23 protein-coding genes are annotated in these 25,291 nt (G+C 68.4%); 8 read left to right on the forward strand and 15 right to left on the reverse strand.

Annotation, left to right across the window (positions count from 1 at the left end; genetic code table 11):
- Nucleotides 1-13: 13 nt before the first annotated feature.
- Nucleotides 14-895, reverse strand: a complete 882-nt coding sequence (locus tag HMH01_RS12600; RefSeq protein WP_171326079.1) for a lipid A-modifier LpxR family protein — start codon at nucleotides 893-895, stop codon at nucleotides 14-16.
- A gap of 224 nt (nucleotides 896-1,119) precedes the next feature.
- Between HMH01_RS12600 and HMH01_RS12605 the strand changes: the two genes are divergently transcribed.
- Nucleotides 1,120-3,333 (forward strand): NADP-dependent isocitrate dehydrogenase, encoded by a 2,214-nt coding sequence (locus tag HMH01_RS12605; protein WP_171326080.1) that lies wholly within the window; start codon nucleotides 1,120-1,122, stop codon nucleotides 3,331-3,333.
- Nucleotides 3,334-3,463: 130 nt separating this feature from the next.
- Here HMH01_RS12605 and katG read toward each other — a convergent pair whose 3' ends face one another.
- The gene (gene katG, locus HMH01_RS12610; protein WP_171326082.1) at nucleotides 3,464-5,632 is read right to left on the reverse strand and encodes a catalase/peroxidase HPI; all 2,169 of its coding nucleotides are present in this window, start codon (nucleotides 5,630-5,632) and stop codon (nucleotides 3,464-3,466) included.
- Between the two features lie 163 nt (nucleotides 5,633-5,795).
- Between katG and HMH01_RS12615 the strand changes: the two genes are divergently transcribed.
- On the forward strand, nucleotides 5,796-6,707 hold the full coding sequence (locus tag HMH01_RS12615) for a LysR substrate-binding domain-containing protein (RefSeq protein WP_171326084.1): 912 nt from the start codon (nucleotides 5,796-5,798) through the stop codon (nucleotides 6,705-6,707).
- Nucleotides 6,708-6,720: 13 nt separating this feature from the next.
- Here HMH01_RS12615 and HMH01_RS12620 read toward each other — a convergent pair whose 3' ends face one another.
- Complete coding sequence (locus HMH01_RS12620; RefSeq protein WP_171326085.1) at nucleotides 6,721-8,970, reverse strand: adenosylcobalamin-dependent ribonucleoside-diphosphate reductase; 2,250 nt, start codon at nucleotides 8,968-8,970, stop codon at nucleotides 6,721-6,723.
- A gap of 144 nt (nucleotides 8,971-9,114) precedes the next feature.
- On the opposite strand from HMH01_RS12620, the gene HMH01_RS12625 reads away from it, so the two are divergent.
- Both HMH01_RS12625 and yghX read left to right on the forward strand, forming a co-directional pair.
- Nucleotides 9,115-9,558: a DUF1489 family protein gene (locus tag HMH01_RS12625; RefSeq protein ID WP_171326087.1), complete on the forward strand. Its 444-nt coding sequence runs from the start codon at nucleotides 9,115-9,117 to the stop codon at nucleotides 9,556-9,558.
- A 46-nt stretch (nucleotides 9,559-9,604) separates the two neighbouring features.
- Nucleotides 9,605-10,507 (forward strand): YghX family hydrolase, encoded by a 903-nt coding sequence (gene yghX, locus HMH01_RS12630; protein WP_171326089.1) that lies wholly within the window; start codon nucleotides 9,605-9,607, stop codon nucleotides 10,505-10,507.
- 33 nt (nucleotides 10,508-10,540) lie between these two features.
- Here the strand turns inward: yghX and hisG are convergent, their stop codons facing one another.
- The 3 genes from hisG to hisS are packed head-to-tail and all read right to left on the reverse strand — an operon-like array spanning nucleotide 10,541 to nucleotide 13,876.
- Complete coding sequence (hisG, locus tag HMH01_RS12635) at nucleotides 10,541-11,251, reverse strand: ATP phosphoribosyltransferase (RefSeq protein ID WP_171326090.1); 711 nt, start codon at nucleotides 11,249-11,251, stop codon at nucleotides 10,541-10,543.
- Nucleotides 11,248-12,369 carry an ATP phosphoribosyltransferase regulatory subunit gene (locus tag HMH01_RS12640; RefSeq protein WP_171326092.1) on the reverse strand — a complete coding sequence of 374 codons (1,122 nt, stop codon included), beginning with the start codon at nucleotides 12,367-12,369 and terminating at the stop codon, nucleotides 11,248-11,250. Before HMH01_RS12640 ends, hisG begins: the two co-directional genes overlap by 4 nt.
- Nucleotide 12,370: 1 nt before the next feature.
- Nucleotides 12,371-13,876 (reverse strand): histidine--tRNA ligase, encoded by a 1,506-nt coding sequence (gene hisS / locus HMH01_RS12645; RefSeq protein ID WP_171326093.1) that lies wholly within the window; start codon nucleotides 13,874-13,876, stop codon nucleotides 12,371-12,373.
- Between the two features lie 179 nt (nucleotides 13,877-14,055).
- Here hisS and HMH01_RS12650 point away from each other — a divergent pair, with 179 nt between their 5' ends.
- On the forward strand, nucleotides 14,056-14,565 hold the full coding sequence (locus tag HMH01_RS12650) for a cell wall hydrolase (protein WP_171326095.1): 510 nt from the start codon (nucleotides 14,056-14,058) through the stop codon (nucleotides 14,563-14,565).
- Here the strand turns inward: HMH01_RS12650 and HMH01_RS12655 are convergent.
- The gene (locus HMH01_RS12655) at nucleotides 14,556-15,038 is read right to left on the reverse strand and encodes a flavin reductase family protein (RefSeq protein WP_171326097.1); all 483 of its coding nucleotides are present in this window, start codon (nucleotides 15,036-15,038) and stop codon (nucleotides 14,556-14,558) included. The two genes, HMH01_RS12650 and HMH01_RS12655, sit on opposite strands and share 10 nt — an antisense overlap.
- 143 nt (nucleotides 15,039-15,181) lie before the next feature.
- Between HMH01_RS12655 and HMH01_RS12660 the strand changes: the two genes are divergently transcribed.
- Together HMH01_RS12660 and HMH01_RS12665 are read left to right on the forward strand one after the other, a co-directional pair.
- A complete protein-coding gene (locus tag HMH01_RS12660; RefSeq protein WP_171326098.1) occupies nucleotides 15,182-15,391 on the forward strand; it encodes a SlyX family protein in 210 nt (69 codons plus the stop codon).
- Nucleotides 15,392-15,436: 45 nt separating this feature from the next.
- Nucleotides 15,437-15,871 carry an NUDIX domain-containing protein gene (locus tag HMH01_RS12665; RefSeq protein ID WP_171326100.1) on the forward strand — a complete coding sequence of 145 codons (435 nt, stop codon included), beginning with the start codon at nucleotides 15,437-15,439 and terminating at the stop codon, nucleotides 15,869-15,871.
- On the opposite strand, the gene HMH01_RS12670 is transcribed toward HMH01_RS12665, so the two are convergent.
- From HMH01_RS12670 to HMH01_RS12695, 6 genes are all read right to left on the reverse strand, one after another.
- Nucleotides 15,868-16,314 carry a YaiI/YqxD family protein gene (locus tag HMH01_RS12670; RefSeq protein ID WP_171326102.1) on the reverse strand — a complete coding sequence of 149 codons (447 nt, stop codon included), beginning with the start codon at nucleotides 16,312-16,314 and terminating at the stop codon, nucleotides 15,868-15,870. The two genes, HMH01_RS12665 and HMH01_RS12670, sit on opposite strands and share 4 nt — an antisense overlap.
- Nucleotides 16,311-17,141, reverse strand: coding sequence for an S-formylglutathione hydrolase (gene fghA, locus HMH01_RS12675; protein ID WP_171326103.1), 831 nt, complete (start codon nucleotides 17,139-17,141; stop codon nucleotides 16,311-16,313). The genes HMH01_RS12670 and fghA overlap by 4 nt, the downstream gene beginning before the upstream one ends.
- 11 nt (nucleotides 17,142-17,152) lie before the next feature.
- Entirely contained in the window at nucleotides 17,153-18,076 is a 924-nt protein-coding gene (locus HMH01_RS12680; protein ID WP_171326105.1) for an AEC family transporter, read from the reverse strand.
- Nucleotides 18,077-18,083: 7 nt separating this feature from the next.
- Nucleotides 18,084-18,569 (reverse strand): GNAT family N-acetyltransferase, encoded by a 486-nt coding sequence (locus HMH01_RS12685; RefSeq protein ID WP_171326107.1) that lies wholly within the window; start codon nucleotides 18,567-18,569, stop codon nucleotides 18,084-18,086.
- Complete coding sequence (locus HMH01_RS12690; RefSeq protein ID WP_171326108.1) at nucleotides 18,566-19,294, reverse strand: NYN domain-containing protein; 729 nt, start codon at nucleotides 19,292-19,294, stop codon at nucleotides 18,566-18,568. The genes HMH01_RS12685 and HMH01_RS12690 overlap by 4 nt, the downstream gene beginning before the upstream one ends.
- Nucleotides 19,295-19,555: 261 nt before the next feature.
- Nucleotides 19,556-20,668, reverse strand: a complete 1,113-nt coding sequence (locus HMH01_RS12695; protein ID WP_171326110.1) for an S-(hydroxymethyl)glutathione dehydrogenase/class III alcohol dehydrogenase — start codon at nucleotides 20,666-20,668, stop codon at nucleotides 19,556-19,558.
- A 142-nt stretch (nucleotides 20,669-20,810) separates the two neighbouring features.
- On the opposite strand from HMH01_RS12695, the gene HMH01_RS12700 reads away from it, so the two are divergent.
- Nucleotides 20,811-21,314 (forward strand): EF-hand domain-containing protein, encoded by a 504-nt coding sequence (locus HMH01_RS12700; RefSeq protein WP_171326111.1) that lies wholly within the window; start codon nucleotides 20,811-20,813, stop codon nucleotides 21,312-21,314.
- Nucleotides 21,315-21,370: 56 nt separating this feature from the next.
- Here the strand turns inward: HMH01_RS12700 and arfB are convergent, their stop codons facing one another.
- Nucleotides 21,371-21,790, reverse strand: coding sequence for an alternative ribosome rescue aminoacyl-tRNA hydrolase ArfB (gene arfB, locus HMH01_RS12705; protein WP_171326113.1), 420 nt, complete (start codon nucleotides 21,788-21,790; stop codon nucleotides 21,371-21,373).
- A gap of 26 nt (nucleotides 21,791-21,816) precedes the next feature.
- On the reverse strand, nucleotides 21,817-25,269 hold the full coding sequence (dnaE, locus tag HMH01_RS12710) for a DNA polymerase III subunit alpha (protein WP_171326115.1): 3,453 nt from the start codon (nucleotides 25,267-25,269) through the stop codon (nucleotides 21,817-21,819).
- Nucleotides 25,270-25,291 lie beyond the last annotated feature (22 nt).

A 25,291-nucleotide genomic window follows, 5' to 3' on the forward strand; every position in this document is an offset into this window, starting at 1 on the left:
TGTCAATGCGCCCTCAGAAGGACAGGCCCAGCGCGAAGGCCGCCGTCCATTGGCCACTGCGCTGCGCCTCGAACTCGGGACCGAGCCACGCGACACCCGCAAGCGCCGTCAGACGCCCGACATCATAGCCAAGCCCGGCCCGGACCCGCGTGCGCGTATCCCGCGGTTCGTCGCCGGTCCCGTGACCGAGCAGCGCGCTGGACCCCACCGCGGCAATGTCCACGCCGAGGGAGCCCCAGACGCCCGGCCCGCCCGCGCCGCTCAACCGGAAGGGCAGCCCTGTCACGGGCTCCCGTCCAAAGGTACCTGCGTCGACGGCCTGTCCCAGGTACAGATCGCCCCCCACGCGGGCCAGCGTCTCGTGCCCCGCCTGAAGGCCCAGAAACGGCTGCAACACCAACTGCCCCTCATCCAGGGCGACGGGCCGCGCCAACTCGCCCGCAAGGGTCGGCCAGACGCTGTCGGGAACCATCTGATCCTCGGGCGGGGCTGAAGCGCCGCCGCTCACGACATGGATGATGTCCTGCACCTCGTGCAGCCGGTTCTGCGGGCCGATCACATGCAGGTCCGCACCAAGCGTCGCCTCAAGCCCCCGCGTGCGGAAATGGGTATGCGCGCCGACGGACAGGATGCCCGCATAGCGCCGGTCCCCTGCCCCGTCGGCAAGAAAGAATTCGGGCGTCACGAACTCGGCCGACAGGCGCAGTTCCAGAAGGTCGCCGAACTCCGGCATGGCTTCCGCATCGCCCTGCCGGGCAAGCGCGACGCTCAGCATGGCCGACCCGGTCCGCCAGCGATCCAGTCCCTGGAAGACGCTGTCGTTGACATGAACTGCCGTCACCCGCTCCAGGCGGTAGGGCTCTGCCGCCGCATGCCCTGCCGCAAGGGCAAGCATCGCAATCAAGGCTCCTCGAACGATCCGGGCCTTCGGCATGGGTGCGACCTCTTGTTTCGGATGGCAGCCGCGCCCCTGCGGCGCCCGGCCTGCAAAGCCTAGAAGGCGCGCGCCTCTGCTGGCAAGGCCGCTTGCATCAGTAGACGTTCACGCCGCGATCCATTAAGCCTCGCAGCGGCTGAAGGACTGAAAGCCTCAAGACGCGCAAGAAAGGCTCGGAACACATGGCAGACAACAAGACACCCGACATCATCTACACCAAGGTGGACGAAGCGCCGGACCTGGCATCGGCATCGTTCCTGCCGATCATCCGCCGCTTCGCGGCCGAGGCCGGGGTCACCGTCGGCCTGCGGGACATTTCGCTGGCGGGCCGGATCATCGCGGCCTTTCCCGAACGCCTGACAGAGGCGCAGCGCCAGTCCGACGATCTTGCCATCCTGGGCGACCTGGTGAAGACGCCCGAGGCGAACGTCATCAAGCTGCCCAACATCTCGGCCTCGGCGCCGCAGCTGGTCGCGGCCATCAAGGAACTTCAGGGCCAGGGCTACGACCTGCCCGATTATGTGGACGAACCCGCGACCGACGCGGAAAAGGACGCCCGCCGCCGCTATGACGCGATCCGGGGCTCGGCCGTGAACCCCGTCCTGCGCGAGGGCAACTCGGACCGCCGTGCCGCCAGGGCCGTGAAGAACTACGCCAAGGCGAACCCCCATTCGATGGGCAAGTGGTCGGCCGACAGCAAGACCCGCGTCTCGACCATGGGCGCGAACGACTTCCGCTCGAACGAGAAGTCCGTGACCCTGACCGAGGCACAGGCCGGCCCCGCGCGGATCGAGTTGATCGCCAGGGACGGCAGCGTGACGGTCCTGAAAGAGGGCGTGCAGTATCACGCCGGCACCGTGGTGGACGCGACCTTCCTGTCGGCGAAGGCGCTCGACGCCTTCCTCGCCCGCGAGATCGAGGCAACGAAGAAAGAGGGCATCCTCTTCTCGCTGCACCTGAAGGCCACCATGATGAAGGTGTCCGATCCGATCATCTTCGGCCACGCGGTGCGCGAATTCCTCAAGCCCGTCTTCGACAAGCATGGCGACGCGCTGAAATCGGCCGGTGTGAACCCGAATTCCGGCCTGGGCGAGATGCTCGACCGCGTGTCCGGCATGGCCGAGATCGAGGCCGACATCCAGGCGGTGATGGCGGATCGCCCGCCGCTCTACATGGTCAATTCGGACCGCGGCATCACCAACCTGCACGTCCCCTCGGACGTGATCATCGACGCCTCGATCCCGGCGCTGATCCGCGCCGGTGGCAAGGGCTGGGGCCCGGACGGCAAGGAAGCCGACGCCAACTGCGTGATCCCCGACAGCTCTTACGCGGCGGTCTATGACGAGGCGATCGCCTATTTCAAGGAAACCGGCGCGCTGGATCCGTCGACCGCCGGGACGGTGCAGAATGTCGGCCTGATGGCGCAGAAGGCCGAGGAATACGGCTCGCACCCGACCACCTTCGAGATCCCGAAGGACGGCACCGTGCGCCTGATCGCCGCCAATGGCGACGTGCTGACCACGCACGAGGTGGAAGCCGGCGACATCTGGCGCTCGGCCGCGACGCGCAAGGCACCGATCGAGGACTGGGTGAAGCTTGCCATCGAGCGGCAGAAGGCCGAGGGCTGCCAGGCCATCTTCTGGCTGGACGAGACCCGCGCCCACGACGCGCAGCTGATCGCCTATGTCAAGCCGCTGCTGGCGGCGGCGGGCGCCACCGACAAGTTCCTTATCCTTGCCCCGCGCGAAGCGACGCGCCTGTCCTTCGAGACGATCCGCAATGGCGAGAACTCGATCGCGGTCACCGGCAACGTGCTGCGCGACTACCTGACCGACCTGTTCCCGATCCTGGAGCTGGGCACCTCGGCCAAGATGCTGTCGATCGTGAAGCTGATGCAGGGCGGCTGCATGTTCGAGACCGGGGCCGGCGGCTCGGCGCCCAAGCACGTCCAGCAGCTGATGGAGGAGAACCACCTGCGCTGGGACTCCCTGGGCGAGTTCTGCGCGCTGGGCGAAAGCCTGAAGTTCCTGGGCACCAGCAAGGGCAACGCCAAGGCGCGGATCCTGGGCGACGCGGTGGACGCGGCGACGCAGGGGATCCTCGATCATGACCGTTCCCCGGGCCGCAAGGCGGGCCAGCCGGACAACCGCCACAGCCACTACTGGTTCGCCCGCTACTGGGCCGAGGCGCTGGCCGCACAGACCGAGGACGCGGCCCTTGCGGCAGCCTTTGCCCCGGTCGCCAAGGCGCTGGCCGATAACGAGGGCAAGATCCTGGCAGAGTTGTCGGCCGCACAGGGCAAGCCCGCCGATCTGGGCGGCTACTACCACACCGACCCGGTCAAGACCGGCGCGGTGATGCGCCCCTCGGCAACGCTGAACGGGATCATCGGCTGATACCGGCCAGCGGCCCCGCGCGATCGGGCGGGGCCATCCGGAAACGAACAGGCGGCGCCACCAGTCCGGGGGCGCCGCCTTTCTCTTTCCGGGGGGACGCGGCCGGGATCGCCGGCCGCGCAACTCGGGATCAGTTCAGGTCGAAGCGATCCGCGTTCATCACCTTGGTCCAGGCCGCCACGAAATCCTTTACAAAGGTTTCGTGACCGTCGTCCTGGGCATAGACCTCGGCATAGGCGCGCAGGATCGAGTTCGATCCGAACACCAGGTCCACGCGGGTCGCGGTCCACTTCACGTCGCCGGTCTTGCGGTCCACGATCTCGTAGAGATTGTTGGCCTTCGGCACCCACTTCCACTTCATGTCCGTCAGGTTGACGAAGAAGTCCGTGGTCAGCGCGCCTTCCCGGTCGGTGAAGACGCCGTGCTTCGCACCGCCGTGATTGGCGCCCATGGCCCGCATGCCGCCGATCAGGCAGGTCATCTCGGGCCCCGTGAGCCCCATCAGCTGGGCACGGTCGAGCATCAGCTCCTCGGCCGAAACGACGTAGTCCTTCTTCAGCCAGTTGCGGAAGCCATCGGCCAGCGGCTCGAGAACCGAGAACGAGGCGGCGTCGGTCGTCTCGTCGGTCGCGTCGCCGCGACCGGCCGCGAAGGGCACCTCGATGTCGAAGCCCGCGGCCTTGGCCGCCTGCTCGACGCCCAGGTTGCCGGCCAGCACGATCACGTCGGCGACGGACGCGCCGGTCTCGGCCGCGATGGGCTCGAGCACCGCCAGCACCCGCGCCAGGCGCTCGGGCTCGTTGCCCTCCCAGTCCTTCTGCGGGGCAAGGCGGATGCGGGCGCCGTTGGCACCGCCGCGCAGGTCGGACTGGCGGAAGGTGCGCGCGCTGTCCCAGGCGGTGGCGACCATGTCGGCCACCGACAGCCCGGCCGCGGCGATCTTCGCCTTGACCGCGGCCACGTCGTAGTCGCGCTTGCCTGCGGGCACCGGATCCTGCCAGATCAGCTCTTCCTGCGGCGCGTCCGGGCCGATGTAACGCTCGCGCGGGCCCAGGTCGCGGTGGGTCAGCTTGAACCAGGCGCGGGCGAAGGTGTCCGAGAAATACGCCTCGTCGGCCATGAACTTCTCGCAGATCGCGCGATAGCTCGGGTCCATCTTCATCGCCATGTCGGCATCGGTCATCATCGGCATCACGCGCTTGGACGGATCCGTCGCGTCGACCGGCATGTCCTCTTCCTTGATGTCGATGGGACGCCACTGCCAGGCGCCGGCGGGCGACTTCGTCAGTTCCCACTCGTAGCCGAAGAGCAGCTTGAAATAGCCCATGTCCCACTTGGTGGGATTGGTCGTCCAGGCGCCCTCGATGCCCGAGGTGATGGCGTTGGTGGCCTTGCCGTTCAGGTTCGGATTGACCCAGCCAAAACCCTGGTTCTCGATCTCCGAGGCTTCGGGCTCGGCGCCCAGGGTCGCCGCGTCGCCGTTGCCATGCGCCTTGCCGACGGTGTGGCCACCGGCGGTCAGCGCCGCGGTTTCCTCGTCGTTCATGGCCATGCGGGCAAAGGTCTCGCGCACCTGGGCGGCGGTCTTCAGCGGATCGGGCTGGCCGTTCACGCCTTCGGGATTGACGTAGATCAGGCCCATCTGCACGGCGGCCAGCGGGTTTTCCATCGTCGCCGGGTTCTCGAGGCTCTCGTAGCGCTCGTCGGACGGCGCGAGCCACTCCTTTTCCGAGCCCCAGTAGACGTCCTTCTCGGGGTGCCAGATGTCCTCGCGCCCGAAGGAGAAGCCGAAGGTCTTCAGCCCCATCGACTCGTAGGCCATGTTGCCTGCCAGCAGGATCAGGTCGGCCCAGCTCAGCCTGTTGCCGTACTTCTTCTTGACCGGCCACAGCAGGCGCCGCGCCTTGTCGAGGTTGCCGTTGTCCGGCCAGCTGTTCAGGGGCGCGAAGCGGATGTTGCCCGCGCCACCGCCGCCGCGGCCGTCGGCCAGTCGGTAGGAGCCCGCCGAGTGCCAGGCGAGGCGGATCATCAGGCCGCCGTAATGGCCCCAGTCGGCCGGCCACCAGTCCTGGCTGTCGGTCATCAGCGCCTTGACGTCGGCCTTCACGGCCTCGAAGTCCAGTTCCTTCACGGCCTCGCGGTAGTCGAAGCCCTTCAACGGATTGGACTTCGCATCATGCTGATGCAGGATGTCGAGGTTCAGCGTGTTCGGCCACCAGTCCATCACGTCCGAGCTGTTGGTCGTGATCGCACCGTGCATCACCGGGCATTTGCCCAAGGCCTTGTCATCTCCGTCCATGTGTCGCTCCGATCATGGCTGCATTGCTGAAAATCATCTGTCAGGGTCCGGGCCACTCCCCAAAGGCAGAGTCCGGCCAGTCCCTGGCACGCCTGCACCGCTCTAACAGAGCGAGGCGATTAGATTAAGTTGTATTTTCTGATTGCGCGTATAAGTCTGGCTTATGTCAAACCTGACCCTGAAGCAGTTGCGATACCTTGAGGCATTGGCCCGGCACGGCCATTTCGGGCGCGCGGCCGATGCCTGCGCCATCTCGCAGCCGGCGTTGTCCATGCAGATCCGGCAGCTCGAGGATACGCTTGGCACCGAGTTGTTCGAGCGCAGCGCCCGGCAGGTCCGGCTGACCGGCTTCGGCGCGGAGTTCGCGGCCCGCGCACGCGACATCCTGCGGTCGGTGGACGAGCTGGAGGACCTGGCCCGCGCCTCGCGCGACAGGCTTGTGGGCCGGCTCAGGATCGGGGTGATCCCCACGGTCGCGCCCTACCTGCTGCCCGCAATCATCGGCAACCTGACGCGCGCCAATGCCGGGCTCGACCTCCAGCTGCGCGAGACGGTGACGCCCCGGCTGATCGAGGAACTGGCCGACGGCCGGCTCGACACGGCCATCGTGGCGCTTCCGGTGTCCGAGCCGTCGCTGACAGAGACCGCCCTTTTCACCGAGGAATTCGTGCTGGTCCGCCCCGGCGCGGACGCGGGCAAGCCGGTTCCCAACCGCGAGACGTTGCGCGAGATGCGGCTTCTCCTGCTGGAAGAGGGGCACTGCTTCCGCGACCAGGCGCTGTCCTTCTGCAACATCCAGTCCGCCGCCCCCCGCGAGGTGCTGGAGGGAAGCTCGCTCTCGACCCTGGTGCAGATGGTCGGCGCGGGCATCGGCGTGACGCTGATCCCCGAGATGGCAGTCGCGGTCGAGACACGCTCGGCCCAGGTCTCCATCGCGCGCTTCCGCGAGCCGAAGCCCATGCGCACCATCGGGATGATCTGGCGCCGGACCAGCCCGCTCGCCCGCGAACTGACCCAGATCGCCGAGGTCGTCCGCGCCTCGGCGCAGACGCTCCGTTCCGGGCCGGCGACCTAGCGCCGGCCGTGCCTCATGCGCATTTCGAGTGGCCGCATTCGGCGCAGGTCATGCAGCCCTCGATCATGCGCATGGCGTATTGGCCGCAATTCGGACAGGCCGGGCCGCGGTTGCCGTTCCCGTAGCCGGCCAGGTGGGGGTCTGATTTCGCGCCCATGCCCTCGCCGTCGAGAAAGCCGATCTCGATCATGTGCCGCTCGATCACCCCGCCGATCGCGGCCAGGATCGAGGGGATGTAGCGCCCCTCCATCCAGGCGCCGCCACGCGGGTCGAACACGGCCTTCATCTCCTCGACCACGAAGCTGACATCGCCGCCGCGCCGGAACACCGCCGAGATCATCCGCGTCAGCGCCACGGTCCAGGCGAAATGCTCCATGTTCTTCGAGTTGATGAACACCTCGAAGGGACGGCGCTGGCCGCCCAGGACGATGTCGTTGATGGTGATGTAGATGGCGTGTTCGGACTCGGGCCACTTGATCTTGTAGGTGTTGCCTTCAAGCGTCTCGGGCCGGTCGAGCTTGTCGGCATGATGCAGCGCCTCGCCGCCCTCGACCTGCGCGGGATCCGCCTCTCCGACACTCAGCACGCTGCCCGTCACCGCGTTCGGCCGGTAGGTGGTGCAGCCCTTGCAGCCCTGGTCCCAGGCCGCGAGATAGACGTCCTTGAAATCCTCGAAGGGAATGTCGGCCGGGCAGTTGATCGTCTTGGAGATGCTCGAATCGACCCATTCCTGCGCCGCCGCCTGCATCCGCACATGTTCCAGCGGATCCAGCGTCTGGGCGGTCACGAAGCTGTCGGGGAACAGCGCGTCCCCCATCCGCGCCCGCCACTGCTGCACGGCGTAGTCCACCACCTCCTCCTCGGTGCGGCTGCCGTCGGGTTGCAGAACCTTGCGGGTGTAGCTGTGGGCAAAGACCGGCTCGATGCCGGAGCTGACATTCCCCGCAAGCAGGCTGATCGTGCCGGTGGGCGCGATCGATGTCACCAGCGCGTTGCGGATCCCGTGCCGGGCGACGGCCTCGCGCACGTCAGGGTCCATGCGCTCCATCATGTCCGAGGCGATGAACCGGTCCCGGTCGAACAGCGGAAACGCCCCCTTCTCCTCGGCCAGATGCGCCGAGGCGAGATAGGCCGCGCGCGCGATCCGCTGCAACCAGCGCCCGGTCAGACGCGCGGCTTCCTCGGATCCGTAGCGCAGGTCCAGCATCATCAGCGCATCGGCAAGCCCCGTGACGCCCAGCCCGATGCGGCGCTTCGCCTGCGCTTCCGCCGCCTGCTGGGGCAGCGGAAAGCGGCTGGCATCCACCACGTTGTCCATCATCCGCACCGCGACCGCGACCAGCTCGTCCAGCGCCGCCTCGTCCAGCGCCGCATCGGGTCCGAAGGGATCGCGCACCAGCCGCGCCAGGTTGATCGAGCCCAGCAGGCAGGCGCCGTAAGGCGGCAGCGGCTGCTCGCCGCAGGGGTTGGTGGCGGCGATGGTCTCTGCGTAGTTCAGGTTGTTGCGCTGGTTGATGCGGTCGATGAAGATGACCCCGGGTTCCGCATAATCATAGGTCGCGCGCATGATCCGGTTCCACAGGTCGCGCGCCCGGACCGTGGCAAAGATCCGCCGCTCGAAGACCAGGTCCCAGTCGCCATCCTCCTTCACCGCCGCCATGAAGGCGTCGGTCACCAGCACCGACAGGTTGAACATGCGCAACCGCGCCGGGTCGCGCTTGGCGTCGATGAACTCGGCGATGTCGGGATGGTCGCAACGCATCGTCGCCATCATCGCCCCCCGGCGCGAGCCGGCCGACATGATCGTGCGGCACATCGAATCCCACACGTCCATGAAGGACAGCGGGCCCGAGGCGTCGGCGCCCACGCCGTGCACCGCAGCCCCGCGTGGGCGGATGGTCGAGAAGTCGTAGCCGATGCCGCCGCCCTGCTGCATGGTCAGCGCGGCTTCCTTCAGCATCTCGAAGATGCCGGCCATGCTGTCGGGGATCGTGCCCATGACGAAGCAGTTGAAAAGCGTGACCGACCGCCCGGTGCCCGCGCCCGCCATGATCCGGCCCGCGGGAAGGAAGCGGAAATCCTCGAGCGCCGCGTAGAACCGCTGTTCCCAGGCGCCGGGGTTCTTCTCCACCACGGCCAGCGCGCGGGCGACCCGGCGCCAGCTGTCCTCGACGCTCAGGTCGATCGGTGCGCCCTCGGGGGTCTTGAAGCGGTACTTCATGTCCCAGATGGCTTCCGAGATGGGGGCGGCAAAACGGGTCATGCGGGCGATCCGGTGCTGTCATGGAAAGGGACCACGGAATGTAGCGCCGGCGTCCCCGTGCGGCAACAACTTGTGGTGGCGTGCGGTTGCCGCCGCCGCGCCCGGTGCTACTGTTGGGACACGGGGAATCGAGGGGGCGAGCGCATGGCCGGACCGGTCCATCTTCTGAAACTGTCGGTCGGAACCGAGTCGGTCGAGGATCTGGCCGCCTGGCAGGACAGCGTGGTCGAGCGCAACCGCGCCGCCGGGCTTGGCGCTGTGGTCACCCATACTACCCGCATGTGGCCCCGCCGCGAGGCCGAGATCCTTGCGGGCGGATCGATCTACTGGGTGATCCGGGGCGCCGTCCTGTGTCGGCAGAAGGTCCTGGGCCTCGAGGAACGCATCGGCGGCGACGGCATCCGCCGCTGCGCGATCGTGCTGGAACCGGGGCTGGTGCGCACCAGCCCCCAGCCGCGCCGCCCCTTCCAGGGCTGGCGCTACCTGAAGCCCACCGACGCGCCGGCCGATCTGGGGGCCTATGTCCCGGGCGAGGAAACACTCCCGCGTGAATTGGCAGAGGAGCTTGCGGCGCTAGGTGTCCTGTAGAGTGGCCCGCGTGGTCGCCGGACAGTCCATCGGAGGAAAAGACCAGATGACCGAAGCCCAGACCCCCCGCAAAAAGGCAGGCGATTTCGACCAGCGCCTGCTGGAACTCTATGACGGATATGTGCACGGCAAGATGAGCAAGCGCGCCTTCATGGACGCGGCCGCCAAGTTCGCCGTCGGCGGCGTGACCGTTGCCGCCCTCGTGGAAAGCCTTCAGCCCGATTACGCCCTGGCCCAGCAGGTCAGCCCCGATGACCCCGACATCGTGACGGAGCGGATCACCTACGCCTCGCCCGATGGGCATGGCGAGATCTCGGGCCTGCTGGCGCGCCCGGCGGCTGCGACCGATCCGATCGGCGCGGTGCTGGTGATCCACGAGAACCGCGGCCTCAATCCCTACATCGAGGATGTGGTGCGCCGCGTGGCCAAGGCCGGCTTCATCGCCCTTGGCCCCGACGGGCTGTCACCGCTGGGCGGGTATCCCGGCAATGACGACCAGGGCCGCGAGATGCAGGGCCAACTCGATTCTGCGAAGCTGATGGCGGATTTCTTCGCCGGCTACGAGCACCTGACCACCATCGAGGGCGGCAACGGCAAGGTCGGCGCCGTGGGCTTCTGCTACGGCGGCGGCGTGTGCAACGCGCTGGCCGTGGCCTATCCCGGCATGGCCTGCTCGGTGCCCTATTACGGCCGGCAGGCCAACGCCGAGGATGCCGCACAGATCCAGGCGCCGCTGCTGCTGCACTATGCCGAGCTTGACACCCGCATCAACGAGGGGTGGCCCGCCTATGAAGAGGCCTTGAAGGCAGCCGGCAAGACCTATGAGGCGCATATCTATCCGGGCGTGAACCACGGCTTCCACAACGACACGACGCCGCGCTACGACCAGGCCGCGGCCGAACTGTCCTGGAGCCGCACCCTCGAGTGGTTCAACCGCTATCTTGTCTGAACGCCTGGGGGCGGGGCCGCATGGCCCTGCCCTTCACGCCCAGGGCAGCGGCGCCGCGCCCAGCCCGATCCGCGTCGCCAGCGCCGCGTAGGCGTCGCGTTCCGCATCGCCCCAAGCCGCGCGCCGCGCCGCGAACAGCGTCGCCTGCGAGCGCAGGATCAGCCCATCGGACAGGATCCGCAGGTGGTTCGCGCGGAGCGTCTCTCCGGTCGAGGTGATGTCGGCCACCGCCTCGGCGGTCTGGTGCTTGACGGTGCCTTCGGTCGCGCCCTGGCTGTCCACCAGCTGGTAATCCGCGACGCCGTGGCGCTGGAAGAACCCCCGGACAAGGTTGTGATACTTGGTCGCGACCCGCAGCCGGTGGCCGTGCCGCGCACGGAAGGCGGCGGCGGCGGCGTCCAGATCGTCCATCGTCTCTACGTCGATCCAGAAGGCCGGCACCGCCACGATCAGATCGGCATGGCCGAAGCCCAGCTCTGCCAGTTCCATCACCGCGTCGGGCGCCAGCTTTTCCGCCACCAGGTCCTGCCCGGTCACACCCAGATGGATGCGGCCCGCGGCCAGTTCGCGCGGGATCTCTCCGGCGGAAAGCAGCACAAGCTCCACCCCGTCGAGCCCGCGCACCCGGCCCGCATATTCCCGCCCGGAGCCGCTGCGCTCCAGGGTGATCCCGCGTTCGGCGAACCACTCGAAGGTCTGGTCCTGCAACCGCCCCTTGGAGGGCACGCCCAGCTTCACGCTCATCGTCCCGCCTCCAGCGCCAGCAGCGCCTCGGGGCGGATCATGCCGCCCACCGCCGGCACGCCCTGCCCCGCGCCCAGCACGCGGGTCAGCGCGTCGTAGCGCCCGCCGCTGGCGATGACGGGCAGATCCTCGCGGTCCTCGGCATAAAAGCCGAAGACGAAGCCGTCGTAATACTCCAGCGTCGTGCGGCCGAAGGCACCCTCGAAGGGCAGGGCATCCACCGATACGCCCCGCCCGGCCAGCGCGTCCAGCCGCCTGGCGAAACGATCCACCGCCGGGCGCAGCGACGCGGTTTCGGCGGCAAGATCGCGCAACCGCGACAGCGCCTCGGGCGCCGGGGCGCGCAGGTCGAGCAGCGCCTCGATCACCGCCACCTCGCCCGCATGAAGCGGGGCCGACGCCGCCTCTTCCTGAAGCCTGTGGATCCGCGCCACGACCTCGGCCACGGCGCGCTTGCCAAGCGGCTTGCCGCCCGCGCGCACCGCGGCCTCGATCTGCGTCACGGGAATGTCGAGCGCGGGGCGCAGCGCGTCGGGCGCGGCGAAGCGGTCCAGCAGCCGATGGAACCGCGCCGGCCGCCACAGGTGCCGCCTGAGCGCCGCCCGCCGCGCCGGGCTGGTCGTCAGCCCCTCGATCGCGGCCATCAGAAGGCCCAGGTCGCCCGTCGCCGCGCGCAGGCCGCACCCCTCCAGGGCGGTGGCGATCAGGGCAAAGACCTCGGCATCGGCGGCCGCCGGGTTCGCACCGTCGAACAGTTCGAACCCCACCTGGAGATATTCGCGCGCCCGGCTCGATCCCGCCCCCTGGCGCCGCCATACCGGCCCGGCATAGGCGTAGCGCGCAGGTTCCGCCCCCTGCTCCATGTGCCGTTGCACGATGGGCACGGTGAAATCCGGGCGCAGCACCAACTCGCCCTCGCCGTCCTGGGTGGCAAAGGCGCGGGCGCGGATATCCTCTCCGTAGAGATCGAGCAGGGTATCGGCGGGCAGCAGCGCGGCCGGATCGACGCGGACCGCACCCGCCTCGGCGAACAGCGCCATAAGTCGCGCCACCTCGGCCTCGAGCCGGGCAAGCCCCGCGCCCGTGCGCGCGTCATCGAGATAGGCGCGTTCGATCATCTCAGCCGGCCTGTGCCCGGGCGATCATCCCGCGCACCTGGTCCACCAGGTCGGCGCGGGCAATCTCCATCTGCGCCGGTTGCGCCTTCCAGTCGTCATGGGTCTCGATGTTGGCGGCCAGCCGCGCGCCCAGCGCCAGATCCTTGATCTGCACGACACCCCGCGCCTTTTCGTCCGGACCCTCGATCACCGCGACCGGGCTTTGCCGGGCGTCCGCATATTTGAGCTGCTTGCCGAAATTGCCCGGGTTGCCGAGGAACACCTCGGCGCGGATGCCCGCCGCCCGCAGCTCCGCCGCCATCGCCTGGTAATCGGCCATCCGGTCGCGGTCCATCACCGTGACCACCACCGGCCCCGGCAGCGCACCGCCCGCGCGCCCCTTCTCGCGCAGCGCGGCAAGAAGCCGGTCCACGCCGATCGAGATGCCGGTCGCCGGCACCGCCTGCCCCGTGAAACGCTTGACCAGCCCGTCATAACGCCCGCCGCCCGAAACGCTGCCGAACTGCCGCTTGCGGCCCTTCTCGTCGAAGATGTCGAAGGTCAGCTCCGCCTCGAACACCGGCCCGGTGTAATAGCCAAGGCCGCGCACCACGGACGGGTCGAGCATCACGCGGTCCTCGCCCACGCCGCGCGCAGCAACCAATGCGGCGATGGTCTCAAGCTCGGCCACGCCCTCGCGCCCGACCTCCGACACACCCACCAGGTCGGCCAGCGCGCGCAGCGTCGCCGCGCCATCCTCGCGACGCGCATCCATGAAGGCCATGATGACCGCGGCCTGATCGTCCGACAGCCCCGCACCTTCGGTGAAATCCCCCGAGGCGTCCTTGCGCCCCTTGCCCAGAAGCGCGCGCACGCCGTCCGTGCCCAGCCGGTCCAGCTTGTCGATCGCGCGCAGCACGATGCCGCGCTCATGCTCGTGGCGGTCGGGGTCCGACGGGTCCAGCACGCCCGCCGCCTCCATCACGCCGTTCAGCACCTTGCGGTTGTTGATCCGAACCACATAGTCGCCGCGCGGGATGCCCACCGCCTCGAGCGTGTCGGTCAGCATCACCGCGATCTCGGCGTCCGCCGCGACGGTCGGCGCGCCCACCGTGTCGGCGTCGCACTGGTAGAACTGCCGGAACCGCCCCGGCCCCGGCTTCTCGTTGCGCCAGACGGGGCCGACCGCGTAGCGGCGATAGGGGCTGGGCAGGTCGTTGCGATACTGGGCATAGACACGGGCCAGCGGCGCGGTCAGGTCGTAGCGCAGCGCAAGCCAGTCCTCGTCCTCGTCGGTCCAGGCAAAGACGCCGGCGTTGGGCCGGTCCACGTCGGGCAGATACTTGCCCAGCGCGTCCAGCGTCTCGATGGCGCTCGTCTCAAGGGGGTCGAAGCCGTAGCTTTCATAGACCTTGCAGATCTCGCCCAGCATGGCGTTCCGCTCGGCCACCTCGGCGCCGAAATAGTCCCGGAAGCCGCGCGGCTGGATCGCCTTCGGGCGCTGCGGCTTGGCGTTCTTCTGGCCCATGAAAGCCCCTTGGTGCTGGTAATCGCGCGTGTCCTATCGCAGCGCCCCCGCCGGGGCAAGCGCCGGGGCGGTGCGGCGGGATCGCGCCGATCGGGCCGGGCGCGGATTTCGAAGGTTGCCGCATGCGCCGGCCGCCCCCGATAAGTCGCGGCTGAGAGCAACAGAATCACGGTTTCCGGATGCGACAGATCACAACGCGCCTTGCTGCGCTGGCAGCCATCCTGGCAGTTTCCGCCTGCACCACGATGGCCCCCGGCGACGGTTCCGATGCCGAAGTGACCCGCCTTTCCACCAGTTCCACCTATTCCGACCAGGACTTCCAGTGCCTGCTGGAAGCCATCTACCACGAAGCCGCGGCCGACAGCATCGACGGGCAGCGGGCCGTGGCCAACGTGATCCTGAACCGTGCCGAGGATCCGCGCTTCCCCAATTCCGTGTGTGGCGTCGTCGCCGATGGGCAGGCGCAGGGCCGCTGCCAGTTCTCCTACCGCTGCGACGGCCGGCCCGAGGTCTTTGCCGACAAGGTGAAGCTTCAGACCGCGACCCAGGCGACCACGGTGGTGCTGGCCAACCCCGAAGAGGATGTCACCAACGGCGCGCTCTTCTTCCATGCCGGCTGGATGAAGCCCGGTTGGTTCGCAAGCCTTCGCCGCACCGTGGCGCTGGGCGGCAACATCTTCTACCGCTGAACGGCGGTGCCGATTTTGCTGTAGCGCCCCTCGTGAAACAGCAGGGGGCGCCGGTCGGATCGGATCAGGCGCAGCACCTCTCCCACGACGATCAGGTGATCGCCGGCATCGTGTCCGGCCGCATGGGCGCATTCGAACCGCGCGGCGCATCCGTCCAGCAGCGGCGCATCGCCAAGCCCCGCGGCCAGGGCAAGTCCCGCGAAATCCCGGCCCGCCCTGGCGAAACGCTGGGCCAGCGCAAGCTGGTCCTCGGCCAGGACATGGATCGCGAAATGGGTCGCCGCCTCGAAGGCCGGAAAGCGCGATGAACGACGCGCGGGCGACCACAGCACCAGCGGCGGATCGAGCGAAACCGACGCGAAGCTGTTCGCAGTGATCCCCAGCGGCCCCTCCGGGGTCATGGTGGTGACCACGGTCACGCCGGTCGCAAAGCAACCGAGGGCATCCCGAAGCGCGCGCTGATCCAGGCTCATCCTCTCCCCCCGTCCTGCCCCGAACGGGCGCGCCGGACGAAACAGGCCGGGGCCGGGTCTGTCAATCGCGAATCGCCCGACCCTTGCCCCGACGGCCCGGCCGTGGAAAGCAGGACCGACGGAACCCGCGCAGGAGGTGCCCCATGTCCGACCCCCGTCTGACCGCCATCGAGGAGGCGCTCGCCCACCAGGCCGCCACCATCGAGGACCTGTCCGAACTGGTCCGTCGCCAGGGCGACGAGATCGACCGCCTGACCCGGCGCGTCACCCTGCTGATGATGCGCGCCGCCGAAGCCGAACACGATGCCGGCGGGACCGTTCCGCTGGCCGACCAGAAGCCGCCGCACTGGTAGGCGCACCCGCTTGCACCGCCCGCCCGGCTGGCGCATGAGAGGCGCATGAGACGTTTCGGCACCCCGCCCCGCCCCGGCATCCGCTACATCGAACGCCCCGGCGCCTATGCGGTGATCCGGCAGGGCGACCGGCTTCTGGTGACGGAACAGTCGGCCCCACGGCCCGAGATACAGCTTCCCGGCGGCGGCATCGACCCGGGCGAAACCCCGCTCGAGGCGCTGCACCGCGAAAGCCTGGAGGAAACCGGCTGGCGGCTGCGGGTGGTGCGCCGGATGGGCGTCTACCAGCGCTTCACCTACATGCCGGAATACGATCTCTGGGCGCGCAAGATCTGCCACGTCTTCCTGTGCCGCCCCGGCCTCGAACTCGGCCCGCCCAGCGAACCGGGGCACCGGGCGCTGTGGATGGAAGGGGCGCGCGCGGTCAGCCTGCTGGCCAGCGAAGGCGACGCGTATTTCGCCGCCCACGCGCTGCGCTAGGCTGTTGCCCGCCGCAGCGCCCGGTCGAGACTTTCAAGGAACCGCGCTCGGTCCGCCTTGGAAAAGGGGCGCCCGCGCCCCTGGAGAAAGGGGTCGGACGCCCGCAGATCCGACATCAGGTCGCGGGTCGCCAGCCTGGGCCCGATGTTGCGGCCGTCAAGCACCTCGCCGTCATGGGTGACGACCTGCGCACCCCGCTCTATGCAGCGCGCGGCCAGCGGCAGGTCGGCAGTCACGCAGACATCGCCCGGCCCCGATTGTGCTGCGATCCACTTGTCCGCCTCGTCCGGCCCGTCGGGGACCACGACCACGCGGACCAACGGATCGGGCACGGGGCGGATGCCGCCATTGCAGACCAGCACAAGCGGAACGCGGTGGCGCGCCGCGACACGCTGCGCCTCGGCCTTCACCGGGCAGGCATCGGCATCGACATAGACGGTCACGCGAACAGCGCCTCGGCGTGAAAGGCCATGTGATCGGCCATGAAGCTCGCCACGAAGAAATAGCTGTGGTCATAGCCGTCCTGCATCCGCAGTACCGCCGGCTGGCGCCGCTCGGCGATGGACGCGGCCAGCGCCTCGGGCTTCAGAAGGTCGATGAAATCGTCGGCCGTGCCCTGATCGACCAGCAGCGGCATCGGCAGGCCCCGCTCGCGGATCAGCAGGCTTGCATCATGCGCGGCCCAGCGCGCCTCGTCCGCGCCAAGATAGGCCGAAAGCTGCTTGCGCCCCCAGTCCGATCCGGTGGGATTGGCGATCGGCGCAAAGGCCGAGACGGAACGGAACCGCTCGGGGAAATGCGCGGCGATGGTCAGCGCACCGTGCCCGCCCATGGAATGCCCGGTGATCGCCTGGCATCCCTCTTCCAGGTCGAAGTTGCGGAACAGGATCCGCGGCAACTCGTCGGTGATATAGCTCCACATCCGGAAATGCGGCGCCCAGGGGGCTTCCGTCGCATCGACATAGAACCCCGCGCCCTGGCCAAGGTCATAGGCCGCGTCATCCGCCACCCCCTCGCCACGGGGGGAAGTGTCGGGGAAGACCACCGCGACCCCGTGCTGCGCCGCCCAGGCCTGCGCACCCGCCTTGGTCATGGCGTTCTCATGGGTGCAGGTCAGCCCCGACAGGTACCACAGCACAGGCACGGGATGCGTGCGCGCCTGGGGCGGCTGGTAGAGCGCGAAGGTCATGTCGCAACCGCAGGCGTCCGAGGCGTGGGAATAGACGCCCTGCACACCCTCGAAGCAACGGGTCTCGCTCACGGTCTTCATCGGCCACTCCTTCAGTTCACGAAATCGATCACCGCAGTCAGGGTCGCCACGCCGATCAGCGTCGAGACGAGGATCGTCGAGGAGGCCCGCATCGGCGCGACCCGGTAATGTTGCGCCACGATATACACGTTTCCCGCCGTAGGCATCGCCGAGGCGGCGATCATCACGCCGACCACCTGCCAGGGCAGGCCGAAGCCGTACCATGCCACCAGCCCCACGGCCAGCGGATGGGCCACCAGCTTCACGAAGCTCAGCCACAGCGCGACGGACACCCGTTCGGCCGACTTGTCGGCCAGCGACGCCCCGATCGCGAACAGCGCGCAGGGCGTGGCGGCGGCCCCCAGCATCACCAGGAACTCCCGCCCCGGCCCCGGCATCGGCAGGTTCCAGGCCGACCACGCAAGACCGGCACTGATCGAGACGATCATCGGGTTCTTCAGAAGCCCCATGACCAGCGCGCCCACCAGCGCGAGGTTCGCCCCCCCCTGCCGCGAGCCCACGATCAGCATGACCACCAGCGAGCCGAAGAAGATCATGTCGATCGACAGCATGACCAGCATCGGCCCCGCCGCCCGGTCGCCCAGCAACAGCGCCAGCATCGGCAGGCCCAGGAAGCCTACATTGCCGATCACGCCGCACTGCGCCTCGATAGCCGCCTCGGCCAGACCGGTGCCGCGCCTGAGCGCGGCAAAGGCGACGACCAGGTACAGCACCAGGGTCGGGATGAAATAGGCAGCCGCGAGATCGATGTTGAACACCTCGGCCACGTCCAGCCGCGAGGCGAAGTTGAACAGCATCGCCGACAGCGCGAAGTAGAAGACGAACTTCGTCAGGCTGACCACCGCCTCGCCCCGGAACAGGCCAACCCGCGCCGCGCCGTATCCGCAGGCGATCAGCAGGAAGAACGGGGTCGTTTGCAGGAAGACGTCGGTCATCGCGCGCTCAGAGCGTCTTGTACATGACCAGCGCGTCCACGAACTCCCCGCCCGGGCGGCGATAGGCGCCGGGCAGCCGGCCCACCGTCTCGAAGCCATACGCCGACCACGTCGCCACGGCGCGGGTGTTGGTCGCGATCACGAAGTTGAACTGCATGGCGCGGTAGCCGCGCGACCGCGCCTCTTCCAGCGATGCCTCGAGCAGACGCCGCGCGATGCCCCGTCCCTGCGCGTCCTGCGCCGTCAGGTACCCGCAATTGCAGACATGCGCCCCGCCGCCCTGCTGGTTCGGCCCGATATAGTAGGAACCGACGACGCGGCCATCCTCCTCGGCGATGAACACGTCATGCCCGCGCTGCCAGTAGTCGAGCCCGCCGGCGCGGTCCACGTCGGTCGCACGGCAAAAGGACTCGCCCTTGCGGAACACCGGCTCCAGCATCTGCCAGAGAATGTCGTCGTCGCCTGGCGACGCAGGCCGAATGCGCAGGCTCATCGCGTCGCTTTCCCCTTCTTCGGCAGAAGCCGGATGTAATGCGCATTGCCCTCGGACCGTATCTCGAAGCGCGCGGTGGCACCGATCAGGTCAGAAAGCTTGCGGTGCCCGTAGCTGCGCGGATCGAAATCAGGGTAGCGCTGCGAAAGCTGCATGCCGACCCGCCCCAGTTCCGCCCAGCCCTCGCTGTCCTCGACGTCGGAAAGCGCGTTGCGCACCAGTTGCTCGCCACGCGCGAGCGGTTCCTTGCGGGCCTGCGCCTCGGCCGCCGGGGCCTCTTCGGTCACGCCAAGGTTCTCGATGTAGATGAAGCGCTTGCAGGCCATCCGGAAGGCCTCGGGCGTCTTCTTCTGCCCGATACCGTAGACGTCCTTTCCCTGCTCGCGGATGCGCTGGGCCAGCCGGGTGAAATCGCTGTCGGAACTGACCAGCACGAAGCCGTCGAAGCGGCCCGAATGCAGCAGGTCCATCGCGTCGATCACCAGCGCGATGTCGGACGCGTTCTTGCCGACGGTGTTGGCAGGCTGGTGGTGCGGAACGATGCCCAGTCCCGCCTGGGCGCCGGACCACCCCTTCATCGCAGGAGACGAAAAATCACCGTAGATACGGCGCACGCTCGCCTCGCCCAGCGTCGCGATCTCCTCGAAGATGGCGCCGGCATGCTTGTGAGAGGTGTTGTCCGCATCGATCAGTACCGCAAGCAGCGGTGTTGCCGCATCAGCCATTGCAAGCCACTCCGGAAGTTGCGCCGGTGGCAAGCGGTGCACTGCCTCCGGCGGGGATATTTGAAGAAAGTGGAAGGCGGTAACGCGCCGTTAAGTAAACGCGGGCCTTGCTGGCGGCACTGTACAGGCGGGGACGCCGATGACCGTGAAAGTGGAAGGCGCCCCGGGCCGAAGCGCCCCGGGGCGTCGGCCCCCTGCGGGCTTCCACTTTCCTGAAAACATCCCCGCCGGAGGCCACCGCCGCATCCCGTGCCGCGCAGGTCAATAGAGCACCACCGACCGGATGCTTTCGCCCGCATGCATCAGGTCGAAGCCCTTGTTGATGTCCTCGAGCGGCATGGTGTGGGTGATCATCGGATCGATCTCGATCTTGCCCTCCATGTACCAGTCGACGATCTTCGGCACGTCCGTGCGCCCGCGCGCGCCGCCGAAGGCGGTGCCGCGCCACGACCGCCCCGTGACCAGCTGGAAGGGCCGGGTGGAAATCTCGGCCCCGGCGGGTGCCACGCCGATGATGATGCTCTCGCCCCAGCCCTTGTGGGCGCATTCGAGCGCGGTGCGCATCACCTTGACGTTGCCCGTGGCATCGAAGGTGTAGTCCGCGCCGCCCCTGGTCAGGTTCACCAGGTACGGCACGAGGTCGCCCTCGACTTCCGCCGGGTTCACGAAATGGGTCATGCCGAAGCGTTCGGCCATCGCCTTCTTGGCGGGGTTCAGATCCACGCCGACGATCTGGTCCGCGCCCGCAAGCCGCAGACCCTGGATCACGTTGAGCCCGATGCCGCCAAGGCCGAAGACGATGGCCCGGCAGCCGATCTCGGCCTTGGCGGTGTTGATCACCGCGCCGATGCCGGTGGTCACGCCGCAGCCGATGTAGCAGACCTTGTCGAAGGGCGCGTCCTCGCGGATCCTGGCCAGCGCGATCTCGGGCACCACGGTGAAGTTCGAGAAGGTGGACGTGCCCATGTAGTGAAAGATCGGGTCGCCATCGAGCGTGCGGAACCGCGAGCTGCCATCGGGCATCAGGCCCTGCCCTTGCGTCGAGCGGATCGACTGGCAGAGGTTGGTCTTGGGGTTGAGGCAGTATTCGCATTCCCGGCATTCGGGGGTGTAGAGCGGGATCACGTGATCGCCGGGCTTGAGCGATTTCACGCCCTCGCCCACCTCGACCACGACGCCGGCCCCCTCGTGACCGAGGATCGCCGGGAAGATGCCTTCGGGGTCCGCGCCCGACAGCGTGAACTCGTCGGTGTGGCAGATGCCCGTGGCCTTGATCTCGACCAGCACCTCGCCGGCGCGGGGTCCATCGAGTTCGACTTCGGCGATTTCGAGGGGGGCTCCGGCCCGGGTTGCAATGGCGGCACGTGTCTTCATGGCAGGGCTCTCCCGTGGCTTGCGATGGAGCCGCACACTGCCCCGCAGGCGGAAAATTGGCAAGCCGCGCGACGGAACCTCGCAGCGCCTGCGTTTCACTTCCGTCAACCGGGCCGCGGCGGCCCATCAGAGGATGAAACACATGCGAAAACATCGGATCGGCGCCCTTCTCGGCGCAACCGCCCTGACGCTGGCGATGGTCGGGATCGCGGTCGCGCAGGACCGCGACGGATGGCGCGGGGGGCATGGCGGCGGTCACGCCATGGGCCACCATGACGGACCACGCGGCGCGGGCCGCGCCGGACAGCGGCTGATCGAGGCCCATGACGGGAACGGCGACGGAAGCGTCAGCCAGGAAGAGATCGACACCGCGCGAGCGGATCGCCTTGCCCGGTTCGATACCGACGGGAATGGGGTGCTCGACCTCGCCGAATACGAGGCGCTATGGCTCGATGCGATGCGCGAGCGGATGGTGGACCGGTTCCAGGCCCATGACGACGATGGCGACGGAAGCGTCACGGTCGCGGAATTCGGCGCGGATACCTCGGGCCTGGTGGCCCGCTTCGACCGCAACGGCGACGGCGTGCTGAATGCCGAGGATCGCGCCCCGCGGGGCGAACGGTTGGGCCCGCGCGGCGGCAACTGATCGCCGCAGGTCGCACGAACGTGATGGGCCGGGCCGCCGCCGGTGCGGGGCCCGGCTCACTCCTCCTCGACGGTGCCACGCAGGCGCTTGACGGCCCCGCGCCGGGTCTTGGCCTCCAGCCGGCGGCGCTTCGAGCCGAGCGTGGGCCGCGTCGGCACCCGCTTTTTCGGCGCGACCAGCGCCTTGGCGATCAGCGCCGCCAGCCTTTCGCGCGCCTCCTCGCGGTTGCGGGCCTGGCTGCGATGGGTGTCCACCTGGATCAGGATGGCGCCCTCCTTCGTCCAGCGGCTTCCCGCAAGGCGCTTCAGCCGTGCCTTGACCGCGGGCGCCAGGTGCGGGGAACGCGCCGCCTCGAAGCGCAACTCCACCGCGGTCGCGACCTTGTTGACGTTCTGCCCACCGGGGCCCGAGGCCCGCACGAAGCTTTCCGTCAGTTCCCAGTCCGCGATCGTGACGCTTTCGGAGACGCGCAGCATTTCAGGCCCCGCGCCCGGGCCGGGGATCAGAATTCCTCGACATGGGCAACGCCTGGCACATGCTTGATGGCGCCGCGGATCTGCGGCGTGACCGGGTAGCGGTCGGGCAGCGTCACCTCCACCTCGCCGGGCAGGTCGGGCGACATCAGCACCAGGTTCACCGGCCCCGCGCCCCGCGCGCGCGCCGCCGCCGCCTCCATCAGCCGCGTCGCAACCGAAGGAATGGCGGCAGCATCGTTGAGAAAGATGCGCAGCCCTGCTGGCGCCGCGCCCGCGACCGCGTCATCGACCGACTGCACCCCGCGTGCGAGCAGCTTCATCTGGTCGCTCTCCAGCGTCGCCTCGACCGTCAGCACCACGTTGGTGCCCGGCTCCAGCAGGTCGCGCGCGGCCTCCAGCGTGTCCGAGAACACCGTGACCTCGTAAAGCCCGGTCGGGTCCGACAGCTGGACAAAGGCGAAGCGGTTGCCGCGGGCCGACTTGCGCTCCTGCCGGGCGGCGACGGCGCCGGCGATCTTGGCGGCCTGCGGGCCGGATTTCACCTTTTCCGACAACTCGGCCAGGGTCAGCACGCGCTGCCGCTTGAGCGGCCCGAGGTAGTCGTCCAGCGGATGGCCAGACAGGTAGAACCCCACCGCCTGGTGCTCCTGGCCCAGGCGCTCGGTGGGCAGCCAGTCCTCCGGCTCGGAAAGACGCGGCACCGGCAATTCCGAGCCGCCGTCCCCGAACATCGAGATCTGCGCCGAGGCGCGGTCCTCGTGCGCCGCGGCCGAGAAGGCCACCAGCCGGTCGAGGTTCTCGAACATCTTGCGGCGGTTCGCGTCGAGCCCGTCGAAGGCGCCGGCCCGCGCCAGCATCTCGAGCGGGCGCTTGCCCACGCGCTTCAGATCCACCCGCCGGGCAAAGTCGAAGATGTCGCGGAACCGCCCACCCTCCTGGCGCGCGGCGGTGATCAGGCGCATCGCCTCGACGCCCACGTTCTTCAGCGCGCCCAGCGCATAGACGATCCGCCCCTCGCTGACCGAGAATGTCGCCTCGGACCGGTTCACGCAGGGCGGGATCATCTCGATGCCGAGCCGGTCCACCTCCTGCTTGTAGACGTTCAGCTTGTCGGTCAGGTGGATATCGCAGTTCATCACCGCGGCCATGAACTCGACCGGGTAATTCGCCTTCAGCCAGGCCGTCTGGTAGCTGACCACCGCATAGGCGGCGGCGTGGGACTTGTTGAAACCGTAATTGGCGAACTTGTCGAGAAGGTTCCAGACCTCCAGCGCCTTGGCCTCGTCGACGCCGTTCGCCTTCGCGCCGTCCAGGAACTTGGGGCGCTCGGCGTCCATCGCCTCCTGGATCTTCTTGCCCATCGCGCGCCGCAGCATGTCGGCGCCGCCAAGGGAGTAGCCCGCCATCTTGCGGGCGATCTCCATCACCTGCTCCTGGTAGACGATGATGCCCTGCGTCTCGTCGAGGATGCCGTCGATCAGCGGATGGATCGACTCGCGCTCCTCCAGCCCGTTCTTCACGCGGCAGAACTTGGGGATGTTCTCCATCGGGCCGGGGCGATAAAGGGCCACCAGCGCGATGATGTCCTCGATGCAGTCGGGCTTCATCTGCCGCAGGGCATCCTTCATGCCCGAGCTTTCCACCTGGAACACCGCGACCGTCTCGGCCCGCGCATAGACCTCGTAGGTCTTCGCGTCGTCCAGCGGGATCGCCCCGATATCCACCTCTATGCCGCGCGGCTTCAGCAGGTCCAGCGCGTTCTGGATCACCGTCAGCGTCTTGAGGCCGAGGAAGTCGAACTTCACAAGCCCCGCCTGCTCAACCCATTTCATGTTGAACTGGGTGGCCGGCATGTCCGAGCGCGGATCCTTGTAGAGCGGCACAAGCTCCACCAGCGGCCGGTCGCCGATCACCACGCCCGCGGCATGGGTCGAGGCGTTCCTGAGCAGCCCCTCGACCTTTTCGGCATAGTCGAGCATCCGGCCCACCACCTCCTCGCGGCGGGCCTCCTCGCGCAGGCGCGGCTCGTCGGTCAGCGCCTTGCCGATCGAGACGGGCTTCACCCCCTCGACCGGGATCAGCTTCGAGAGCCGGTCCACCTGGCCATAGGGCATCTGCAGCACGCGGCCCACGTCGCGCACCGCGGCCTTGGACAGCAGCGCGCCGAAGGTGATGATCTGCGCCACCCGGTCGCGGCCGTATTTCTCCTGGACGTAATGGATGACCTCCTCGCGGCGGTCCATGCAGAAGTCGATGTCGAAATCCGGCATCGAGATGCGCTCGGGGTTCAGGAAGCGCTCGAACAGCAGCGAATAGCGCAGCGGGTCCAGGTCGGTGATGGTCAGCGCATAGGCGACAAGGCTGCCCGCCCCCGACCCGCGGCCCGGCCCGACCGGGATGTCGTGCTCCTTCGCCCACTTGATGAAATCGGCGACGATCAGGAAATAGCCGGGAAAGCCCATCCCCTCGATGATGCCCAGCTCGAACTCGAGCCGCTTCTCGTACTCCTCGACGGGCGCCGCGTGGGGGATGACCGCAAGCCGCGCCTTCAGCCCCTCGACCGCCTGCCGGCGCAACTCGTCCACCTCGTTCTCGGCAAAGCGCGGCAGGATCGGATCGCGCGTCCGGGCGCGATAGGCGCAGCGCCGGGCGATCTCGACGGTGTTCGCGACGGCCTCGGGCAGGTCGTCGAACAGCTTCACCATCTCGTCCTGCGACTTGAAATGGTGCTGGTCGGTCAGCTTCCGGCGCGGCGCGGTCTGGTCGACATAGGCCCCCTCGGCAATGCAGATCAGCGCATCATGGGCCTCGTACATCGAAGGCTCGGCGAAATGCACGTCGTTGGTGGCGACCAGCGGCAGGTCGAGCGCGTAGGCCAGCTCCACCATGCCCGGCTCGGTCGCGGTCTCCAGCGGCGTGCGCCGCGCGCCACCCTCGGGATGGCGCTGGATCTCGACATAGAGCCGGTCGCCGTAGATCCCGGCCAACCGCTCCAGCAGGGCGCGCGCGGCAGGCCCCTGGCCGGCTGCGATCGGGGTGCCGAGCGGCCCCTCGGCGCCGCCCGTGAGGCAGATCAGCCCCTCGGCATTGGCCGCCAGGTCCTCCAGCGTCACATGCGGCGGCAGGTCTCCGCTGCCCAGGTAGTAGCGGCTGGTCAGCTTCATCAGGTTCATGTAGCCCGCCTCGTCCTGCGCCAGCAGGACGACAGGGCGGGGTTTGGGGAACTCGTTGGGGCGTGCGGCGGGCCCGGCCGTCTCGCTCAGGACCGGCATCTGGCAGCCGATGATCGGCTGTATGCCCGCCTTGGCCGCCGCCTCGGAAAACTCCAGCGCCGCGAACAGGTTGCCGCTGTCGGTCACCGCGACGGCGGGCATCTGCGCCTTCGCCGCCAAGGCCGGCAGCGCCTTGACCTGGATCGCCCCTTCCAGAAGCGAATAGGCGGAATGAACGCGAAGATGGATGAATCGTGGTTCGGACATGCCCCGATCCAGACGCCGCCGC

It is taken from the genome of Halovulum dunhuangense, from assembly GCF_013093415.1.
Classification (GTDB): Bacteria; Pseudomonadota; Alphaproteobacteria; order Rhodobacterales; family Rhodobacteraceae; genus Halovulum; species Halovulum dunhuangense.

Excerpts from the sequence above, each read along its gene's own strand:
- HMH01_RS12700 (WP_171326111.1), top strand. The coding sequence starts at position 20,811 with ATGCGAAAACATCGGATCGGCGCCCTTCTCGGCGCAACCGCCCTGACG.
- HMH01_RS12695 (WP_171326110.1), bottom strand. The coding sequence starts at position 20,668 with ATGAAGACACGTGCCGCCATTGCAACCCGGGCCGGAGCCCCCCTCGAA.
- HMH01_RS12680 (WP_171326105.1), bottom strand. The coding sequence starts at position 18,076 with ATGACCGACGTCTTCCTGCAAACGACCCCGTTCTTCCTGCTGATCGCC.
- HMH01_RS12605 (WP_171326080.1), top strand. The coding sequence starts at position 1,120 with ATGGCAGACAACAAGACACCCGACATCATCTACACCAAGGTGGACGAA.
- HMH01_RS12600 (WP_171326079.1), bottom strand. The coding sequence starts at position 895 with ATGCTTGCCCTTGCGGCAGGGCATGCGGCGGCAGAGCCCTACCGCCTG.
- fghA (WP_171326103.1), bottom strand. The coding sequence starts at position 17,141 with ATGAAGACCGTGAGCGAGACCCGTTGCTTCGAGGGTGTGCAGGGCGTC.
- HMH01_RS12625 (WP_171326087.1), top strand. The coding sequence starts at position 9,115 with ATGGCCGGACCGGTCCATCTTCTGAAACTGTCGGTCGGAACCGAGTCG.
- HMH01_RS12665 (WP_171326100.1), top strand. The coding sequence starts at position 15,437 with ATGAGACGTTTCGGCACCCCGCCCCGCCCCGGCATCCGCTACATCGAA.
- HMH01_RS12655 (WP_171326097.1), bottom strand. The coding sequence starts at position 15,038 with ATGAGCCTGGATCAGCGCGCGCTTCGGGATGCCCTCGGTTGCTTTGCG.
- dnaE (WP_171326115.1), bottom strand. The coding sequence starts at position 25,269 with ATGTCCGAACCACGATTCATCCATCTTCGCGTTCATTCCGCCTATTCG.
- HMH01_RS12650 (WP_171326095.1), top strand. The coding sequence starts at position 14,056 with ATGCGACAGATCACAACGCGCCTTGCTGCGCTGGCAGCCATCCTGGCA.
- HMH01_RS12620 (WP_171326085.1), bottom strand. The coding sequence starts at position 8,970 with ATGACCCGTTTTGCCGCCCCCATCTCGGAAGCCATCTGGGACATGAAG.
- HMH01_RS12660 (WP_171326098.1), top strand. The coding sequence starts at position 15,182 with ATGTCCGACCCCCGTCTGACCGCCATCGAGGAGGCGCTCGCCCACCAG.
- hisS (WP_171326093.1), bottom strand. The coding sequence starts at position 13,876 with ATGGGCCAGAAGAACGCCAAGCCGCAGCGCCCGAAGGCGATCCAGCCG.
- yghX (WP_171326089.1), top strand. The coding sequence starts at position 9,605 with ATGACCGAAGCCCAGACCCCCCGCAAAAAGGCAGGCGATTTCGACCAG.
- HMH01_RS12640 (WP_171326092.1), bottom strand. The coding sequence starts at position 12,369 with ATGATCGAACGCGCCTATCTCGATGACGCGCGCACGGGCGCGGGGCTT.
- hisG (WP_171326090.1), bottom strand. The coding sequence starts at position 11,251 with ATGAGCGTGAAGCTGGGCGTGCCCTCCAAGGGGCGGTTGCAGGACCAG.
- HMH01_RS12615 (WP_171326084.1), top strand. The coding sequence starts at position 5,796 with ATGTCAAACCTGACCCTGAAGCAGTTGCGATACCTTGAGGCATTGGCC.
- HMH01_RS12685 (WP_171326107.1), bottom strand. The coding sequence starts at position 18,569 with ATGAGCCTGCGCATTCGGCCTGCGTCGCCAGGCGACGACGACATTCTC.
- HMH01_RS12690 (WP_171326108.1), bottom strand. The coding sequence starts at position 19,294 with ATGGCTGATGCGGCAACACCGCTGCTTGCGGTACTGATCGATGCGGAC.
- arfB (WP_171326113.1), bottom strand. The coding sequence starts at position 21,790 with ATGCTGCGCGTCTCCGAAAGCGTCACGATCGCGGACTGGGAACTGACG.
- katG (WP_171326082.1), bottom strand. The coding sequence starts at position 5,632 with ATGGACGGAGATGACAAGGCCTTGGGCAAATGCCCGGTGATGCACGGT.